Below are 17,960 nucleotides of genomic sequence, written 5' to 3'. Positions count from 1 at the left end.
TGCCGATTATTCGGCAGCCAAAGTCAGACGAGCAACACGGCTGGACTTGATAAAACGACTTAAATCAACCGGCTTACCTTGATACTGAATTTCAACAGCAGCAGGTGCCCCGATTTTTAATTTGTAAGGCGCAGTACCTTTAACGCTCAAGGTTTCACCGCCCTTCTTCATGCCGCTGAACAAAGTCTTGCCAGAGGCATCGTCAATCTGCAACCAGCAGTCTGACTTAAAGGTCATCGCAACAGCATCGGCGTCGGCCGCTGGGGTAGCAGAGTCTGCATTTCCCGTCGGCAGGCCGTTTTGAGCCACTGTCTGGCTTGGCGATACGGCAGCAGGCGCTTGCTCAGTATTGCTGGCCGGTGCATTGGCTGCAGTAGACGTATCTAAAGGAACTGAATTAGCTGGCTGTGAAGAAGCCGCGCCCGCCGTGGCGTCAGCAGGTGCTGTGCCCTGCGTTGGCGTGGTTTCAACCGGGGCTGAATTTGGGTTATCACCCGTATTCAGAGCAATAGACTGCCCCTGGCCGTTGTCCTGATTCAGCTGAGCCGTTGACTGGTCAGCCATCGTGGCGATTTCTTGCTGCTGGGCTTGATGATTTTGCCACCACCACGCACCAGTCAAACCAATCACCACGAACACCACGAGCCAGGTAAAGCCCATCAACCAGCCATCGCGCTTCTTGCGAGATTTACCGAGTGCGAACCCTTGCATCGAGGCAACTTTCGGCACTTTGATTGGCGCTTGTTTGCCAATCATGCTTGAAAGCTCTTCTTCAGGAACGTGAACTAATTTAGCGTACGAGCGAATATAGCCACGCAGGAAAGTCGGCGCGAGGTCGGCCGGCGTGGTTTCTTCTTCAATTTGGCGAATAGTCGAGACTTTCAGGCATAGGCGTTCTGCAACGGCCTGATGACTAAGTCCCAGCTGTTCACGAGCTTGACGCAGGCGTTCGCCCGTCGTCATTGTGGCTTTATTTTCTTGAGAGGCTTCAGTATTCATTAGCTAAGAACTGCTGGTACTGTTGGGATTGTGGAAAACTTCGCGCCAGCTGCTTGCCGTAGCGTTGAACGCTAACCGGGTTGCTTGCTAACGCAGCGAAACGAATTTGTAACATGAGGCTTTCAGCACTGGCTGGCAGAACATGTTGGTAGACATCGAGCAACACTTGCGCCTGAGCGCGGTTCCCTTCACCAAACTGTTTGGTTGCCTCAGTGAGCAAAGGCGCACCTTTATCAGGATCAATTTTCAAAGCCCGACTCAGTAACACACGTGCTTCCTCATTCTGATTGGCCTTCAGAAAACAGTAGCCTGCGTTTTCCAGACTGTCAGCCACCTGACCATAATCAGGGACATTGGCAGCGGCGCTAAACTGCTGTTGTGCCGGTACATACTGCCCTAAACCACACAAAAACGCACCGTAATTATTAAGCACAGTTCCATTTTGCGGAGCCAGCTTCAATGCCTGCTGATAACGGCTTTCTGCTGCGCCATTATCGCCGTTTTTTTGCTCGTAAAGCGCCATGCCTAACTGGGTGCGATAATCGTTTGGTGCACTATCCACTGCTTTCTGTAGATTCTGCTTCGCACTGGCCATATTGCCCTGAGACAAATAGGCCATGCCCAACTGTAAACGGGTCTGTGAAGCACTGCCCGGCGCGGCGAGCTCAGACTCCTTGGGAGAACTGGAACAGCTCGCCAACAGGCAGACTGTAAAGCTTAGCGCAATTGCCTTGGTCCATCTGGTTTTAATCGTCATGCTAAATCCCTTTATTCTGCCACCGACCACGTTTCATCCTGGTGAAGCCTATTGGCTCCAGCAGATGCTGTTCAGATTAAGCCCGGCGAAAGTGCCGACCGGGCTCCAGAAAACACAACTAGTTACTCGCCTATTATAGATAGGTTGCTGAATTTAGACGGCTTTAATAGCGATAGCGTCACCGGCCATTTTCTTCTTCAGCGTGCGTTTAGTACGGTCGATAACATCGCCCGCCAACTGACCACAAGCGGCATCGATATCATCACCACGGGTCTTACGCACAATGACGGTAAATCCATAATCCATCAATACTTTAGAGAAACGATCGATACGGCTGTTAGAGCTGCGGCCATACGGCGCGCCTGGGAACGGGTTCCATGGGATTAGGTTGATCTTGCACGGGGTGTTCTTTAGGCGTTCAGCCAATTCGTGCGCGTGCTCGGTGCCATCGTTGATATGGTCAAGCATCACGTACTCAATGGTCACGCGGCCTTGGTTAGCATTGGATTTACCAATGTAACGCTCAACGGCGGCGAGGAAAGTATCAATGTTGTATTTGCGGTTAATCGGTACGATTTCATCGCGAATAGTGTCATTCGGCGCGTGCAGAGAGATAGCCAGCGCGACGTCAATCATGTCGCCCAGCTTGTCCAGCGCAGGCACGACGCCTGATGTTGACAGCGTAACGCGACGTTTTGACAGACCGAAACCGAAATCGTCCAACATGATCTCCATTGCCGGAACCACGTTGTTCAGGTTAAGCAGCGGCTCCCCCATCCCCATCATCACCACGTTGGTGATTGGGCGAGTCCCGGCAACCTTGGCGGCACCAATGATTTTCGCCGCACGCCAGACTTGCCCGATGATTTCAGACACGCGCAGGTTACGGTTGAAGCCCTGCTGCGCCGTGGAGCAGAAAGTACACTCAAGGGCACAACCTACTTGGGAAGAAACGCAGAGCGTGGCGCGATCGCCATCAGGAATATAAACGGTTTCGACCAACTGCCCGCCGACTTGAATAGCCCATTTGATGGTGCCATCGGTGGAGCGTTGTTCAGAAGCCACTTCCGGCGCCCGAATTTCAGCAACGCGGGCCAGCTTCTCACGCAGCGCTTTGTTGATATCGGTCATTTGCTCGAAATCATCGCTGCAATAGTGGTACATCCACTTCATGACCTGATCAGCACGGAACGGTTTTTCGCCCATGTTGATGAAGAACTCGCGCATTTGCTTACGGTTAAGGTCAAGAAGGTTAATTTTGGCAGCGTCAGGCTTGACAGTATTCACTGCATCGGCTGGCTGTGGAGTCGGTTGTGCAGTCATATCAGACAAGTTTTGCTCAGGCGTGTTTGTTTCAAACATAATTCGAATTAGCCTCGTTGTTACACGTTATGGCGTCAGGGAAGTGCAGAGTCATTGAGTGGCGACCTGCAATGTAGTGTATTTCAATATTTGGTATTTAAAATACTTGCGCCCCGAAGAGACTGACTCATTCGGGGCGCAACATTGTACAAATTTTAAGGCGAGGTTGCTATGTTTGCTGCGTCTCACTCACATATTTATTGTACATATGAGTGAACAGTGGCAAAAAAGCCCGGCCAGAAAATCTTAACGCGGGCAGATTTCGCTTTCGGTGAAGAAGTAAGCGATTTCGCGCTGTGCAGATTCAACTGCATCAGAACCGTGAACGGCGTTAGCAGTGAAGCTGTCAGCAAAATCAGCACGCAGAGTGCCAGCCAGTGCGTTGTCTGGGTTAGTTGCGCCCATGATGTCACGGTTACGCTGAACGGCGTTTTCACCTTCCAGAACCTGAACCATGATTGGACCAGAAGTCATGAACTCAACCAGACCGTCGAAGAAAGGACGACCTTTGTGTTCTGCGTAGAAGCCTTCAGCCTGCTCTTTGGTCAGTTTCAGCATTTTAGAAGCAATGATGGTGAAACCAGCACGTTCGAAACGCGCGTAGATTGCGCCGATGTCGTTGTTAGCTACTGAGTTTGGCTTGATGATGGAAAAAGTACGTTCGATAGTCATGAAAAACCTCTGGCTGACTCTTATAGGTAGGGCCGGTTAATTTAATGTTATACCTGCCGTAAAATGGCGCCGATTATAGGGGGCGAAGTTACGCTTGCCTACCCGAATCACAACATTTCGTTAAAAAAAAGTGAGCTGAGACTACATCTGTAACCTAAAGCCCACTTTCATGATCATTACGCCTTGCCGGAAGACGGAATAATGTTACGCAGCCAACTGCCCCACTTACGCTGATAGAAAGGCTGAGTGTGGCTGATCAGATAGTGGCTAATGCCGCGTTCTTTCTCAGAAACAATACAGAAATCAACCGGTTGGTCGTCTGGCGAGGTTTCGCTCGCCACGTTGCCCGCTTCGCGGATTAACGCGTCGACTTCGGCGTCAGTACCATCAGCTTCTACGCCCACCAGCAGGTTTGGCAGCTCATCCACGGCTTTGTCATGAATCAGTGCCAGAAAGGCACGGCGCACCGGTTTTTTCTGGCTGAACAAAGTGGTCAGCGCGTCAATCATCGCCGAAGGATACTCTTCCGGCTGACCAATCATTATCTGGCTCTCTTTGTCCAACACCAGTTCGGCCGGTGCGGTCAAACCGCCAGTGTTCAGCAGCAGCGTCACTTCACTTGGGGTGAATTCTTTGCCGTATTCTGACTTCGGATTGAGGAACAGCTCTTCGCCCTGGGTCATTTCAAACAAAACCCGCGCAGGAAGGGCAACAAAAGCCTGCTCGTCGGGGCTTTCACCCGCACTGGCGCGCTCGAGCACTTCCAGCGAGGAAAACAGAGGAATGATGGAGGTGCCATCCTGCTTTTCCCAATGCAGCAGGTTCAACTCGCTACCCGCGTGGATCGCGACTTCTCCCGCGCCCTCTTCTTCCTGACCCGCGTCGCCCAGCACGTAGACAGTAGCTTCTAATAGAGTCTGGTAAAACGCCGGGCGATAAGCCGCTTCTGTCACGGAAAGGCGCAGCAGACGCTCAAGTTCATTTTCGCCATTATTGGCCGCGGCTGCCGCTGGCAGGTGATCGTGCGGGACACTCATGTTGTTTCACTCCGATAAAACGGGGCACTTCTCAGTGCCCCGCTAGGGTCTTTCTATCTTACCGATTGATTTATTTTGCTTTAGCCAACAGCAGGTTAGCTACGGTACGCACCCCGATGCCGGTAGCGCCAGCGGCCCATTGGTCTACGGCGCCTTTACGGTAAGTGGCTGAACAGTCGATGTGCAACCAGCCTTTTTTGTAGTTCTTGACGAAATGGGACAGGAAGCCCGCTGCGTTGCTGGCACCGGCTGTGTGTGACGGGCTGCCCATGTTGTTCAATTCAGCGAAGTTAGATGGCAGGTATGAACGGTGGAACTCAGCCAAAGGCAGACGCCAGAAGGGTTCAAACTCTTCTTTCGCGCTGTTTTGCAGCTCAGCGGCCAGCTCATCGTCGAAGCTAAACAGTGCGTGGTAATCGTTGCCCAGCGCCATTTTGGCGGCACCGGTCAGAGTTGCCGCATCAATCAACAACTCTGGATTCTGTTCAGAAGCGTCGATCAGGCCATCAGCCAGCACCAGACGGCCTTCGGCGTCGGTGTTCATCACTTCAACAGTTTTGCCATTGCGATAGCGAATGATATCGCCCAGCTTCATCGCGTTGCCGCTGACCATGTTGTCCGCGCAGCACAGGTACAGCTTAACGCGCTTGTTCAGGCCATTAGCCGCAGCCAGTGCCAGAGCACCCGTCAGCGTCGCTGCGCCGCCCATGTCGGACTTCATCGAGTCCATGCCTGCACTTGGTTTCAGGCTGTAGCCGCCGGTATCAAAGGTGATGCCTTTGCCGACCAGACACGCATACACCGGCTCATCGGCATTGCCGCTAGGGTTGTAATCCAGCGCCAGGAATGCCGGAGCGCGGTCTGAAGCACGGCCCACGGTGTGGATACCCGCGTAGTTTTGCTGGCGCAGGTCGTCGCCTTTCGTAATGCGATAGTTAACATGGCCATTGCCGAATTCGCACATCAAATCCACCGCGCGAGTTGCCAACTGCTCTGGCCCCAACTCTTCTGCTGGCAGGTTGATGGTGTCGCGAACCCAGTCGATAATTTTCAGACGTTGATTCAGGGTTTGAGTGTCTTCAGCTGACAGTTCAGCCCACTCAACGTTGCGGCTGCCTTTTGGCCCGCGGAAGCCCTGCCAGAACGCCCAGCTGTTTTCCAGATCCCAGCCTTCACCGGCCAGCGCTACGTTTTTCACACCCTGACCGTCGATACGGCGAGCTGCGCGGGCAATGGTCACCAGCGGGTTGTCGGAGGTCAGATGAATAGTCATGCCTTCGGCATTCGTGCTTAATGTCGCTTTTTCGCCCCAGCGTGCGTCGGCAGGCTGAGAAGACAAGAAAATCGGCATGGATTCATTGGTGGTGACTTCGGAACTCATAACTGCACTCCTGCTTTTTTATTTTTCAATGAAAGTATTATCTTCAATAACAGGCGTTTAGCCCTGACGTTCTCTAATACATTGTTGCTGTGATCGGGTCACTTAAGACGAGAATACCGGCGGTAGCTCGCGTAAACGACGGACTGATTTCACAATCAGGTCGATAGCGTAATCTATCTCTTCCGCCGTGGTATAACGTCCGAGGGAGAAACGCAGAGAACTGTGAGCCAGATCCTCGCCTAACCCCAGTGCACGTAAAACATAAGATGGCTCGAGGCTTGCCGAAGTACAGGCAGAGCCAGAAGAAACGGCCAAATCTTTCAACGCCATAATCAGCGACTCGCCCTCAACGCCGCTGAAACTGACGTTAAGAATGTTTGGCGCGCTATGCTCAGGCGAGCCATTAATCTGCACGCCCTCTAATTGCTGGATACCTTGCCACAGACGGTCACGCAATGCATGCAGGCGCTGCGCCTCATTGGCCAGCTCCTCTTTAGCAATGCGGAAAGCTTCACCCATGCCAACAATCTGATGCACAGGTAGAGTCCCGGAACGCATACCGCGCTCGTGCCCGCCGCCATGGATCTGCGCTTCAATCCGCACCTTGGGTTTGCGGCGAACATACAGGCCGCCGATGCCTTTCGGGCCATAGATTTTATGGGCGGAGAAGGACATAAGATCCACCGCCAGCTCATTGAGGTCTACCGGCAGCTTGCCGACGCTTTGGGTGGCATCGACGTGGAAGATAATGTCACGACTGCGGCAGAGTTCGCCAATAGCCGCGATATCCTGAATCACACCTATCTCATTGTTTACATGCATGATTGACACCAAAATTGTGTCTTCGCGCAGTACGGATTCAATAGCCGCTGGGGTGATCACACCTTGAGCATTCGGGGCCAGATAGGTGACGTCGAAACCCTCTTTTTCCAGCTGCAAGCAGGTATCGAGCACCGCTTTGTGTTCGGTTTGGCTGGTAATAATGTGGTTACCTTTGTCGCGATAGGCATGCGCCGCGCCTTTAATGGCGAGGTTATCGGACTCGGTTGCGCCGGAAGTGAACACCACTTCGCGCGGATCGGCATTAATCAGTTCGGCAATCTGGTTGCGAGCGACATCGACAATCTCTTCCGCCTGCCAGCCAAAACGGTGGGAACGGGATGCTGGATTACCAAAAGTACCGTCAAAGGTCAGACACTTCATCATGGCCTCGGCTACCCGCGGGTCAACAGGCGTGGTGGCTGAATAATCCAGATAAATAGGTAATTTCATGGCGGGCATGCTCCGTACTGCACGTTCGAGAGCGAACGAGAGAGTTAAAAACGAGGGCTAGTTTAAAACGGCTGCGCTGAATCTTAAAAGGAAAATAGTGCCCTACTGACATTCTCTACAGGAATAAAAAAGGCTGCCCATGGCAGCCCTTTCGCGATTTTCGACCTTAAGCCATTTGGTGCAGGGCTTAAGCTCTTAAATTCACATTGATCGTTTCCAGGATGCGGCCTGAAGGATGGCGACGCGTTTCACCATTTTGGCGATCCGCCACTTCCAGAATCTCTTGGTTGTTCACCAATTCACCCAGCGTGATGTTGTTGAGGAAGCCGCTAATGCGCTCGCTCAGGTCGCGCCACAGGGTGTGGGTCAGGCAACGTTCGCCGTTCTGACAGCCTTCTTTACCCTGACAACGGGTGGCGTCGACTGACTCATCAACTGCCGTAATAACCGCTCCCACCGCGATTTCACTGGCGTCTTTACCCAGCAGATAACCACCGCCCGGACCACGCACACTGGCAACCAAACCGTTTTTACGCAAACGCGAAAACAGCTGTTCCAGATAAGAAAGAGAGATGCCCTGGCGTTCGGAAATGTCGGCTAAAGGAACCGGACCTTCCTGTGAATGCAGTGCTACATCAAGCATAGCGGTTACGGCATAACGGCCTTTGGATGTCAGTCTCATAGCATGGTTACCTGTTGAAAAAATACGTTGGGGGTAGAACATGCAAACGAGTCTGCCATTCCCGAGTATTTCAGTCAACTATTTAACCTAGTAATTTACTCAAGTATTATTCCTTACGGGTAGCGCGTCTTTTTCGCTGCCCGCTAGGAAAAATCAATCCATTGATTTATAGAGATTAAAATGAGTAATCCTTGCTAATTTCAGGCTTATTCCGCGTCTTTATGCTGCTTGTCGATCGAGGTCAAAATGCCACGAAGGATGTTTAGCTCCTGAGATTCAGGACGCGCACGGGTAAATAATCGGCGCAATTTGCTCATAACCTGACCAGGATGTGACTGGCGAATAAACCCGGTTTGTAGCAAGGTTTGCTCCAAATGTTGGTAAAAACGCTCGAGGTCATCCACTAAAGGATAAGGGGGCTCTTCATATTCGACCTGTGGTTTGCCCGCCTCTTGCAGAGCAAGGTAAGCGACGCGCACTTCATAAGCGATAATTTGAACCGCCATCGCCAAATTCAGCGAGCTGTATTCCGGATTAGCGGGAATGCAGACGTGGTAGTTACATTTTTGCAGCTCTTCGTTGGTCAACCCGACGCGCTCGCGGCCAAATACCAAGGCTACCGGCGCGGTTTCTGCGGTTTTGGCACTTTTCTCGCCGCACTCGCGCGGTTCGAGCATCGGCCAAGGCAGGGTGCGCGATCGGGCGCTGGTGCCAACCACTAGGCTACAACCGGCCAATGCTTCGTCGAGGGTGTCGACAATAGTGGCGTTACCAATGACATCACTGGCACCGGCGGCCAGAGAAATGGCTTGGGAATCTGGCTTAACTAACGGATTTACCAGATATAAATTCGATAAGCCCATGGTTTTCATGGCACGAGCAGTGGAACCCATATTGCCCGTGTGGGACGTTTCTACTAAAACGATGCGGATATTGTGCAGCATACAGACTCTAAGCGTAGCGGAAAATCACAGCAGCTTAACACAACGGTAGTCAATTTTCAGAACCCCTGCTATACTGCGCGCCGTTTCCCGTATTCCCGTTCTTTAACATCCTAGTTGGAAGATATCCATGCATCCGATGCTAACCATCGCCGTGCGCGCTGCGCGCAAGGCCGGTAACTTAATTGCCAAACACTATGAAACGCCTGATTCTGTCGAAACCACTCAGAAAGGTACTAACGATTTCGTTACCAACGTTGATCGCGATGCTGAGCATCTGATTATTGACGTTATTCGCAAGTCCTACCCAAAACACACCATCATTGGTGAAGAATGTGGCGAACTGGCTGGCGAAGACAAAGACGTACAATGGATTATCGACCCACTGGATGGCACCACCAACTTCGTTAAACGTCTCCCTCACTTTGCTGTTTCTATCGCCGTGCGCATTAAAGGCCGCACTGAAGTCGCGGTAGTTTACGACCCAATGCGTAACGAACTGTTCACCGCTACTCGCGGCCAGGGCGCACAGCTCAACGGTTATCGCCTGCGCGGCACCAATGCAAAAGATCTCGATGGCACCATTCTGGCCACCGGTTTCCCGTTCAAATCCAAGCAACACGCTAACAGCTACATCAACGTGCTGGGCAAGCTGTTCAACGAGTGCGCTGACTTCCGCCGCACCGGTTCTGCTGCGCTGGACCTGGCTTACGTGGCAGCTGGCCGCGTGGACGGTTTCTTCGAAATCGGCCTAAAACCTTGGGATTTCGCCGGTGGCGAACTGCTGGTTCGTGAAGCTGGCGGCGTGGTGACTGACTTCGTTGGCGGCCACAACCACTACCTGTCAGGCAACGTAGTTGCTGGCAACCCGCGCGTTGTTAAAGGTATTTTGAATACCATGCGTGAAGAACTGAGCGAAGCCCTGAAGCGTTAATTCCTTCCGCCTCGCTATGAAAAACGGACGCCCTGCGCGTCCGTTTTTTTATGCCTATTTTCCGCCGTTAGCCACGGCCAAATGGCCCGATACCGCCATCTGGCGCAGCACCGCCCGCGGTGTAGAGCAGGACGCCAGCCAACAGCAAGATTAAGCCTCCCGCCAACGCCAGCGCCGACCACGCCACGGCCTGCCACGCGGCAGGTGTGCGTTTGGCACTCAGCTTCACCGCCATCGCCCTGCTGTAAAACACCAGCAAGCCAATCAGCGAAACGGTAATCGACGTGCCGAGCGCCATCACCAGCGCGGACAGCACGCCCCACAGATAGACACCAATCACCTTGGAAAAAAGCAGCACCATGATAGCCCCGGAGCAAGGCCGCAGCCCCATAGCCAGCACAATTGTCGCCTGAGTGCGCCAGTCGCTCCCGGCTTGAAGCTGCTGGTCAGTCGGCAGATGCTGATGCCCGCAGCCGCAGTGCTCATCGTGGACGTGGTTATCAGCCAGCGGGCGCAGGCTGTTAATGGCTAACCCTCGGCGCGGTTTCAGGCTTTTCAACGTGAAGTAGCAACGCTTAAGCGCCCGCCAGCAAAGCAAAACGCCCAGCAGCATCACCAGAATGAAACTCCCCCGCTCCAGCCAGAAGCTGCTTTGATGCAGCTGCCTCGAGGAGAGCTGCAACACGCCGAGCATCAGCGTTACCAGTAAAACCGCCACTAAGCCCTGCACCACGGCGGAGGCGAAGGTCAGCTTTAAACTGTTTTTCAGCCGCGAGGGGTGAGTCGCCAAATAGGTGGTAATGACGATTTTGCCGTGCCCCGGCCCGATAGCGTGGACAATGCCGTAGATCAGGCTGAAACCCATCAATGTCAGCCCGGCTTTTTGCGGATTGGCTTTCACCTGTTGCAACAAACCGGCCAGCTCCTGATGCAACTCTCGCTGCCAGATAATGCTGTTGAGCAGAACGCGCGGCCAGTATTGCCACAGGGCGGCCGCGCCGACGGCCAATAGCAGCAGGAATACTGCCAGCGGCCAGAGATCCCACGCCCAGTGGCGCTTGCGGTTTTCCATCAAATTCAATGACATTGCAGGGTCACCTTCTGCGCAAACTGCTGGCCCAAATCCATGTCTTCCGGCGGCGCGTCGGCCTTATCCAGCGACAGCGCGTAGCTTTGCAGCGACGCGTCAGGTTTCGGAGTGAAAAGCGCCAGACTGCAGCTCGGTGCCAGCTCCGGCGGGATGTGCAGCGCGTTTTTATCTTTATAGGTCATATCGACAAAGTAGCTTGGGTCGAAAGTGGAGAAGATCATCGGCGCGCCGGACAGCGGCTGCGGGGTCGCCAAAGGCATGACAAACTCCAGCACCGCCTGATCGCCTTTGCGCGACAGCTGATATTCACTCGGCAAATCGAGATATTTAATCGGCTTGCCGTCGCGGTAGAAGTCGGTGAAGTAGTGCTGGCTCAGCACTCGCGCCATGACTTCGGCGGCCAGTTTCTTCCACACGGTAGAATCCGATTTGGCTTTCTGCGCGTCATAAAGCAGGTCCGCCGAGGTGATTTCATCCATCGTCCAGACCATTTTCAGGCCGGTAAGCTGCTGGTCCTTGGTCACCAGCGTGGTTTGCATATCAATAAAACTGTGCGGATGCGCCTGAACGGCCAACGGCACTGACAGACTGCACGCCAATAAGCTCATTTTCAGGCAGGAAGAACGCCGGTTCCTGGCGCGAATAAAGGTCTTTTCCATGGTTAAGGCCCGTAAAGTCAGTGAATACCTGCTGCTAATTGTTACAAAGTAACAGTTTTTACTGGTGCAATTAAGCGGATGAGAAAAATAACTGTGATCAGAGTTGTAAGCCGGTGTAAAACCGTGAGCTTCGCCGCGTCGCTCAACCCATGGTTTGCTATGCTTTGCATATAATTTCACGCGTAAGTATATAGAAGGTCTTATGAGCCTGGACACCGCCCCCGTGCCTGAGCTCTCCGGTCAACAACGGCGCTGCCATGTTTTGTTGATGCTGTATGCGCCGTTACCGGCAATGCAACTGGAGACGATCAGCCAAATAAATGGCACTGACCTCCCCACCACTCGGCAGGATCTTGCCGATGTCCACCGTGATATCAACCGCCTACATCGTTTGAATATTCTGGAGTTTGGCGAGTCTGCATGCCAGTTACACGGCGAACAGCTTGACCTGCGATTGTGTCTGTTTCACGGCCTGCGCCGCGCCCTGCGCACCTCTCCGGCCTTTATTAATCAGCACTTCTCGCCGTGGCTACATCAGGCACTGGCCCCCTATCGCTTCGCCGACAGCCATTTTTATGAGCACGAGATGAATCGGCTGATAAGCCAGTGCGCCGCCCGGCTGAGCCGGGAGTTTAGCGAGCGCGACCAGACTTTTTTGCGCGTCTATTTGCAGTATTGCCTGTGGCAGAACCTGTCTCAAGGGGATAACAGCTTCGAGCCCGCCAAACTGACTGATTTACAGTGCCAATGGTTGCGCGAAAAACCAGAGTTTGCCGCCGCCAGCCGCCTGTTCACTCAGCTACAGCACATCAGCGGTGGGCAGCTAGCCGAAGGGGAGCGCGACTTTTTCACCCTGCTGCTGAGATTGTTGAAAAACCATCAGTACAGCAGCAGCGGCTCATTGGAAGATGAACAGCTCACCCAGCAAGTGGCGAAATTAATTGCCAATTTCCAAGAAGTTGCCGGGATGAAGTTCAGCAGCGATGAGGGGCTAGCTCGCCAGCTTTTTGCTCATCTTGGCCCGGCAATTGAACGCTGCCATTTTTCGATTGGTATCGACAATCTGCTGCAAGATGAAGTTACCCGCATGTACCCAAGGTTGGTGCGTACCACTCGCGAGGCGCTGGAGGATTTCCAACTGGAGTACCAGATTCGGCTTTCGGAGGAGGAAGTGGGCTTAGTCGCCGTGACCTTCGGCGCGTGGCTGATGCAAGGTAACGCCCTGCACGAAAAGCAGATTTTACTGCTGACCGACAACAATCCGCAGCTTGAAGAGGCGGTGGAGCAGCAGATCCGCGAGGCGACCCTGCTGCCACTTAATATTCAATATCAGACGCTGGCGGATTTCCAGCAGCTCGGCGCACCGGCCGGCGTCGCCATGATTGTCACGCCTTACGCAACACGAATCACCGACGCCGACCCGCTGGTCATTCACACCCAACTGCCATTGGCAAAAGAGCAGCGAAAACGCATTCGCTCGCTGCTCGAAGCCCATTAATCGATCGCGACTGGCGTCACTTTCGGCCGCAGGAAAATGGCCGGTGCCGCCACCAGCGCCATCACGAAGAACAGCCCGGCGTGCAGATGCTCAAACAAGAAGCCGGAAATCATGGTCATCACCGCCACGCCGCCGCCCATGGCTAAGGCCGAATAAACCGATTGCAGGCGGATAACCTGATCCCGAGGGCGCGAGGCAATAAAGCGCATCCCCGCCAGATGGCAAACGGTGAAAGTGCCGCAGTGCAGGATTTGAATCAGGATAAGCCAAGGCAGCTCGATGAATGCCCCCATCAATGCCCAGCGCACCACGCCACAGCAGGCGGAGAGCAGCAGCAAATCGCGCGCGCTCCAGCGGCGGAACAGCTTATTGCTGAAGGTGAACACCAGCACTTCCGCCACCACGCCCAGCGACCATAGATACCCCACCACCGAGGCGGAATAGCCTTGGTCCTGCCAGTAAATCGCGCTGAAACCGTAATAGGCCGCGTGGGCACCTTGCAGCAAGGAGACGCAGAGTAAGAAGCGCCAGACCGGCGTTTCACTCAGCAAGGCTTTCCAGGAAATAGCCGGCTCGTTGTTTTCGCGCTTGGCTCCCACCGGCTTAACGCTCGGGCGGAACAGCATCCCCAGCAGCATGGCGGCGATGCCGACCGTCAGCGTGTAAAGAATCGCATTATGGCCATATACCGACACCAGCTTGCCGGTCAGCGCCGAACCTATCACAAAGGCTATTGATCCCCAGACGCGGACTTTGCCGTAATCCATGGTGATTTGGCGCTGTAGCGTGCCAGAAAGGGCATCGGTCAGGGGCACTAACGGGCCGAAGAAGATGCTAAACCCGGCGATGTTGATCATCAACCACGCCCAGCCGTTGCCAAACCAGTAGCCCACCGCGAAGGCCAGTGTCAGCAGTGCCAAAATGCGCAGGCCGGTAATTAAATGGGCGGGATCTTTAATGGCAGGAGAAATGATTAAGGTACCGAGGAAACGTGAAACTAAGCCGGCCCCCAGCAATAACCCGATATTTTCAGAAGAGATACCCTCGCCTTTTAACCAAACCCCAAAGAAAGGCAGAAAAATACCGTAGCTGAAAAAGTAGGTGAAATAGCTAAGCCCTAGCCAATACGTTGAACGCAATACCATAGTTCCTCCGGTTTTTATGGGCGATACTTTGACAGAGGTCACACTAGCTAGCAATCAGCAGTGAAGGTGTTAAGAGAGGAATGTAAGGCGGCTCACAGTTATGGCTGGCTATTAACAAAAAACCCGCCGAGGCGGGTTTATTTATTCAGATCAAACGCTGCAAGTCCTGAGTGATCACACTCAGACTCGGTCACGACATTACGCGTAAACCGGGAAGCGTGCGCAGATATCCAACACGTTTTTCTTAACGCGTTCGATAGTGGCTTCGTCGTTGATGTTGTCCAGAACGTCACAAATCCAGCCAGCCAGTTCGCGAACTTCGGCTTCTTTGAAACCACGACGGGTAACAGCCGGAGTACCGATACGCACGCCAGAGGTCACGAAAGGAGACTTCGGATCGTTTGGCACGGAGTTTTTGTTGACGGTGATGTTAGCACGGCCCAGCGCGGCGTCGGCTTCTTTACCGGTCAGGTTCTTATCAACCAAGTCCATCAGGAACAGGTGGTTGTGCGTACCGCCAGAAACCACGTTGTAACCACGTTCCATCACCACGGCCACCATAGCTTGTGCGTTTTTAGCCACTTGCTGTTGGTAAGTTTTGAACTCAGGCTCCATCGCTTCTTTCAGGGCTACCGCTTTACCGGCAATCACGTGCATCAGCGGGCCGCCCTGACCACCAGGGAATACGGCTGAGTTGAGTTTTTTATAGAACTCTTCGCTGCCGCCTTTCGCCAGAATCAAACCACCGCGAGGACCCGCCAGCGTTTTGTGGGTAGTGGTGGTGACGATGTGTGCGTGTGGCACTGGGTTCGGGTAAACGCCAGCTGCAATCAGACCGGCAACGTGTGCCATGTCGACGAAGAAGTAGGCGCCAACGCTGTCAGCAATTTCACGCATCTTTGCCCAGTCAACCACGCCAGAGAATGCAGAGAAGCCGCCGATGATCATTTTTGGCTTGTGGATTTCGGCCTGACGCTTAACGTCTTCATAGTCGATATCGCCGCCTTCGTTGATGCCGTAAGGCACCACGTTATAAAGCTTACCAGACAGGTTTACCGGAGAGCCGTGAGTCAGGTGACCACCGTGGCCCAGGTTCATCCCCAGAATGGTATCGCCCGGCTGCAACAGCGCGGTGTAAACCGCGAAGTTAGCCTGTGAGCCAGAGTGTGGCTGCACGTTAGCGAAGTCTGCGCCAAACAGCTCTTTCGCGCGATCGATAGCCAGTTGCTCAACGATATCCACGTATTCGCAGCCGCCGTAATAACGTTTGCCCGGATAACCTTCGGCATATTTGTTAGTCAGTTGCGAACCCTGAGCCTGCATGACGCGCGGGCTGGTGTAGTTTTCTGACGCAATCAGCTCGATATGTTCTTCCTGACGAACAACTTCCTTCTCCATTGCTGCCCACAGCTCAGCATCATAATCGGCAATGTTCATTTCACGCTTTAACATCCGCATCTCCTGACTCAACAAACTAAAAAATAAATGCCCCTTCCGGGTTCTGCGCAACAGTGTAAATGTTTAAGACGCCTGCGGATAGAGTCGGTTTAATGTTTTTAGGCAATCGATTGGCTTCAGACACGGCAAGGCTTTTATCCGTTAGGGACTTAGCGTAATCAAGGGAGTTTTCTTCACCATAACATGCATATTTTTCAGCTTTGTGACCCCGCCCGCACGCTTTATGAAACCCATGATTCCGGCATGGCTATTTACAACAATAAATCCTCGCTATAAGATGCATTAAAAATACATGTTTAAGAATTTATTGCTGAGATACGGGCCTAAGCCCAGGGAGCTAACACCATGCTAGACAGCCAAACTATCGCCACCGTGAAGTCCACCATCCCCCTGCTCGCCGCCACTGGGCCGAAGTTAACGGCTCACTTTTATGATCGCATGTTCGCGCATAACCCTGAGCTGAAAGACGTTTTTAATATGAGCAACCAGCGCAACGGCGATCAGCGTCAGGCACTGTTTGACGCCATCTGTGCCTATGCCGCTAACATCGAAAATCTCGCCGCACTGCTGCCTGCCGTTGAGCGCATCGCGCAAAAGCACACCAGTTTCACCATCCAACCTGAGCAGTACAACATTGTCGGTACCCACCTGTTGGCGACGCTGGATGAGATGTTCAGTCCGGGTCAGGAAGTGCTGGATGCCTGGGGCAAAGCTTACGGCGTGTTGGCCGGGGTGTTTATTCAGCGTGAGTCCGATATTTATAAAGAGAGCGCCGAGAAGAAAGGCGGCTGGTCCGGCACTCGCAAATTCCGCATTAAGGAGAAGCGTCCGCAGAGTGATTTAATCACCAGTTTTGTGCTCGAGCCAGTAGACGGCCAGCCGGTGGCCGATTTTAACGCCGGGCAATATCTGGCGGTCTATATTCGCAGCCAGCAGTTGGAAAATCAGGAAATTCGCCAATATTCACTGACTCAGGCACCAAACGGCAAAACCTATCGCATTGCGGTGAAGCGCGAAGAGCAAGGTCAGGTATCGAACTTCCTGCATAACCAGGCTCAGGAAGGGGACGTGGTACATCTGGCCGCGCCGCACGGTGATTTCTTCCTCGACGTGACGCCTCAGACGCCCGTCGCGCTGATCTCCGCCGGTGTCGGCCAAACGCCCATGCTCGGGATGCTCAACGTGCTGGCCGCCAATCAACATCAGGCCCCTATTCACTGGCTGCACGCCGCTGAAAATGGCCGGGTTCACGCCTTCGCGGATGAAGTGAAATCATTGGAAAATCGCTTGCCGCAGCTGCAAAGCCACGTGTGGTATAACCAGCCGCAGGCGGAAGATTTGCCGGGTGAGCAGTATCAGTCTCAGGGGCTGATGGACCTTAGCCTGCTGAAAAGCCAGCTCGCTGACCCGACGACCGAATTCTATCTCTGTGGTCCGGTGGGCTTTATGCAGTTCGCGGCCCAGCAGCTAGTGGCGCTCGGGGTTGCCGTCGACCACATTCATTACGAATGCTTCGGCCCGCATAAAGTGCTGTAATTAAAACAGATGCATAAAAAAAGGCTGACATCGCGTCAGCCTTTTTTATTGGCGTTTTCTGGTCATAAGACTGAAAACGGCAATTAGATCGCTTCTTCATCCTGCTCGCCAGTACGGATACGTACTACGCGCGCCACGTCGAACACGAAGATTTTGCCATCGCCGATTTTGCCGGTCTGGGCAGTGGTCATAATGGTTTCGACACAGGTATCAACGATATCGTCAGCCACTACGATCTCAATCTTCACTTTAGGCAGGAAGTCCACCATATACTCAGCGCCGCGGTAGAGTTCGGTATGGCCTTTCTGACGCCCAAAACCCTTCACCTCTGTCACGGTCATGCCGGTAATACCCACTTCGGCCAAGGCTTCACGGACATCATCGAGTTTAAACGGCTTAATAATCGCATCAATTTTCTTCATGGCGGACCCTTATAATCATTCATTTGCTCTCCGCCTTCCTGAGCGGCAGCGTGGTTCACATTCTGATTGCCAGCGGCAATGCACAGGCAGACGGTAAAGGTAACATAGTCGAAGA

17 protein-coding genes are annotated in these 17,960 nt (G+C 53.3%); 3 read left to right on the top strand and 14 right to left on the bottom strand.

Annotated elements, in window-relative coordinates; translation table 11 throughout:
* Window positions 1–6: 6 nt before the first annotated feature.
* From rodZ to trmJ, 9 genes are all read right to left on the bottom strand, one after another.
* Entirely contained in the window at window positions 7–999 is a 993-nt protein-coding gene (gene rodZ, locus SBO83_RS00770) for a cytoskeleton protein RodZ (protein ID WP_396130147.1), read from the bottom strand.
* A complete protein-coding gene (pilW, locus tag SBO83_RS00765) occupies window positions 989–1,756 on the bottom strand; it encodes a type IV pilus biogenesis/stability protein PilW (RefSeq protein ID WP_353501231.1) in 768 nt (255 codons plus the stop codon). Before pilW ends, rodZ begins: the two co-directional genes overlap by 11 nt.
* Window positions 1,757–1,909: 153 nt before the next feature.
* Window positions 1,910–3,118 carry a bifunctional tRNA (adenosine(37)-C2)-methyltransferase TrmG/ribosomal RNA large subunit methyltransferase RlmN gene (locus tag SBO83_RS00760; RefSeq protein ID WP_034788173.1) on the bottom strand — a complete coding sequence of 403 codons (1,209 nt, stop codon included), beginning with the start codon at window positions 3,116–3,118 and terminating at the stop codon, window positions 1,910–1,912.
* Window positions 3,119–3,364: 246 nt separating this feature from the next.
* Window positions 3,365–3,790 carry a nucleoside-diphosphate kinase gene (gene ndk / locus SBO83_RS00755; protein ID WP_013574367.1) on the bottom strand — a complete coding sequence of 142 codons (426 nt, stop codon included), beginning with the start codon at window positions 3,788–3,790 and terminating at the stop codon, window positions 3,365–3,367.
* Between the two features lie 176 nt (window positions 3,791–3,966).
* Window positions 3,967–4,827 (bottom strand): enhanced serine sensitivity protein SseB, encoded by an 861-nt coding sequence (gene sseB, locus SBO83_RS00750; protein WP_396130146.1) that lies wholly within the window; start codon window positions 4,825–4,827, stop codon window positions 3,967–3,969.
* Between the two features lie 70 nt (window positions 4,828–4,897).
* Window positions 4,898–6,208 (bottom strand): aminopeptidase PepB, encoded by a 1,311-nt coding sequence (gene pepB / locus SBO83_RS00745; protein ID WP_396130145.1) that lies wholly within the window; start codon window positions 6,206–6,208, stop codon window positions 4,898–4,900.
* A 102-nt stretch (window positions 6,209–6,310) separates the two neighbouring features.
* Window positions 6,311–7,480: an IscS subfamily cysteine desulfurase gene (locus SBO83_RS00740; RefSeq protein ID WP_396130144.1), complete on the bottom strand. Its 1,170-nt coding sequence runs from the start codon at window positions 7,478–7,480 to the stop codon at window positions 6,311–6,313.
* Window positions 7,481–7,667: 187 nt separating this feature from the next.
* Window positions 7,668–8,162, bottom strand: a complete 495-nt coding sequence (gene iscR, locus SBO83_RS00735; protein ID WP_353501227.1) for a Fe-S cluster assembly transcriptional regulator IscR — start codon at window positions 8,160–8,162, stop codon at window positions 7,668–7,670.
* A gap of 206 nt (window positions 8,163–8,368) precedes the next feature.
* Window positions 8,369–9,106, bottom strand: coding sequence for a tRNA (cytosine(32)/uridine(32)-2'-O)-methyltransferase TrmJ (gene trmJ / locus SBO83_RS00730; RefSeq protein ID WP_353501226.1), 738 nt, complete (start codon window positions 9,104–9,106; stop codon window positions 8,369–8,371).
* Between the two features lie 127 nt (window positions 9,107–9,233).
* Between trmJ and suhB the strand changes: the two genes are divergently transcribed.
* Window positions 9,234–10,037: an inositol-1-monophosphatase gene (suhB, locus tag SBO83_RS00725; RefSeq protein WP_034788147.1), complete on the top strand. Its 804-nt coding sequence runs from the start codon at window positions 9,234–9,236 to the stop codon at window positions 10,035–10,037.
* Between the two features lie 67 nt (window positions 10,038–10,104).
* Here suhB and SBO83_RS00720 read toward each other — a convergent pair whose 3' ends face one another.
* Window positions 10,105–11,124, bottom strand: coding sequence for a HoxN/HupN/NixA family nickel/cobalt transporter (locus tag SBO83_RS00720; RefSeq protein ID WP_396130143.1), 1,020 nt, complete (start codon window positions 11,122–11,124; stop codon window positions 10,105–10,107).
* Window positions 11,115–11,735, bottom strand: a complete 621-nt coding sequence (locus SBO83_RS00715) for a DUF1007 family protein (protein ID WP_396130909.1) — start codon at window positions 11,733–11,735, stop codon at window positions 11,115–11,117. The genes SBO83_RS00720 and SBO83_RS00715 overlap by 10 nt, the downstream gene beginning before the upstream one ends.
* Window positions 11,736–11,988: 253 nt before the next feature.
* Between SBO83_RS00715 and csiE the strand changes: the two genes are divergently transcribed.
* Window positions 11,989–13,284, top strand: coding sequence for a stationary phase inducible protein CsiE (gene csiE, locus SBO83_RS00710; protein WP_396130142.1), 1,296 nt, complete (start codon window positions 11,989–11,991; stop codon window positions 13,282–13,284).
* Here the strand turns inward: csiE and SBO83_RS00705 are convergent.
* Complete coding sequence (locus tag SBO83_RS00705) at window positions 13,281–14,429, bottom strand: 3-phenylpropionate MFS transporter (RefSeq protein WP_353501223.1); 1,149 nt, start codon at window positions 14,427–14,429, stop codon at window positions 13,281–13,283. The genes csiE and SBO83_RS00705 overlap by 4 nt on opposite strands.
* Before the next feature lie 198 nt (window positions 14,430–14,627).
* Window positions 14,628–15,881 carry a serine hydroxymethyltransferase gene (gene glyA / locus SBO83_RS00700; protein ID WP_353501222.1) on the bottom strand — a complete coding sequence of 418 codons (1,254 nt, stop codon included), beginning with the start codon at window positions 15,879–15,881 and terminating at the stop codon, window positions 14,628–14,630.
* A 351-nt stretch (window positions 15,882–16,232) separates the two neighbouring features.
* On the opposite strand from glyA, the gene hmpA reads away from it, so the two are divergent.
* Window positions 16,233–17,423, top strand: coding sequence for an NO-inducible flavohemoprotein (gene hmpA / locus SBO83_RS00695; RefSeq protein ID WP_396130141.1), 1,191 nt, complete (start codon window positions 16,233–16,235; stop codon window positions 17,421–17,423).
* Between the two features lie 83 nt (window positions 17,424–17,506).
* Here the strand turns inward: hmpA and glnB are convergent, their stop codons facing one another.
* Window positions 17,507–17,845 carry a nitrogen regulatory protein P-II gene (glnB, locus tag SBO83_RS00690; RefSeq protein ID WP_013574351.1) on the bottom strand — a complete coding sequence of 113 codons (339 nt, stop codon included), beginning with the start codon at window positions 17,843–17,845 and terminating at the stop codon, window positions 17,507–17,509.
* Window positions 17,846–17,960: the final 115 nt, after the last annotated feature.

This window comes from Ewingella allii (assembly GCF_044430645.1).
Lineage (GTDB): Bacteria > Pseudomonadota > Gammaproteobacteria > Enterobacterales > Enterobacteriaceae > Ewingella > Ewingella allii.
The sequence above is the reverse complement of the archived record's forward strand: the minus strand, read 5'-3'. Positions and strand labels throughout refer to the sequence as shown.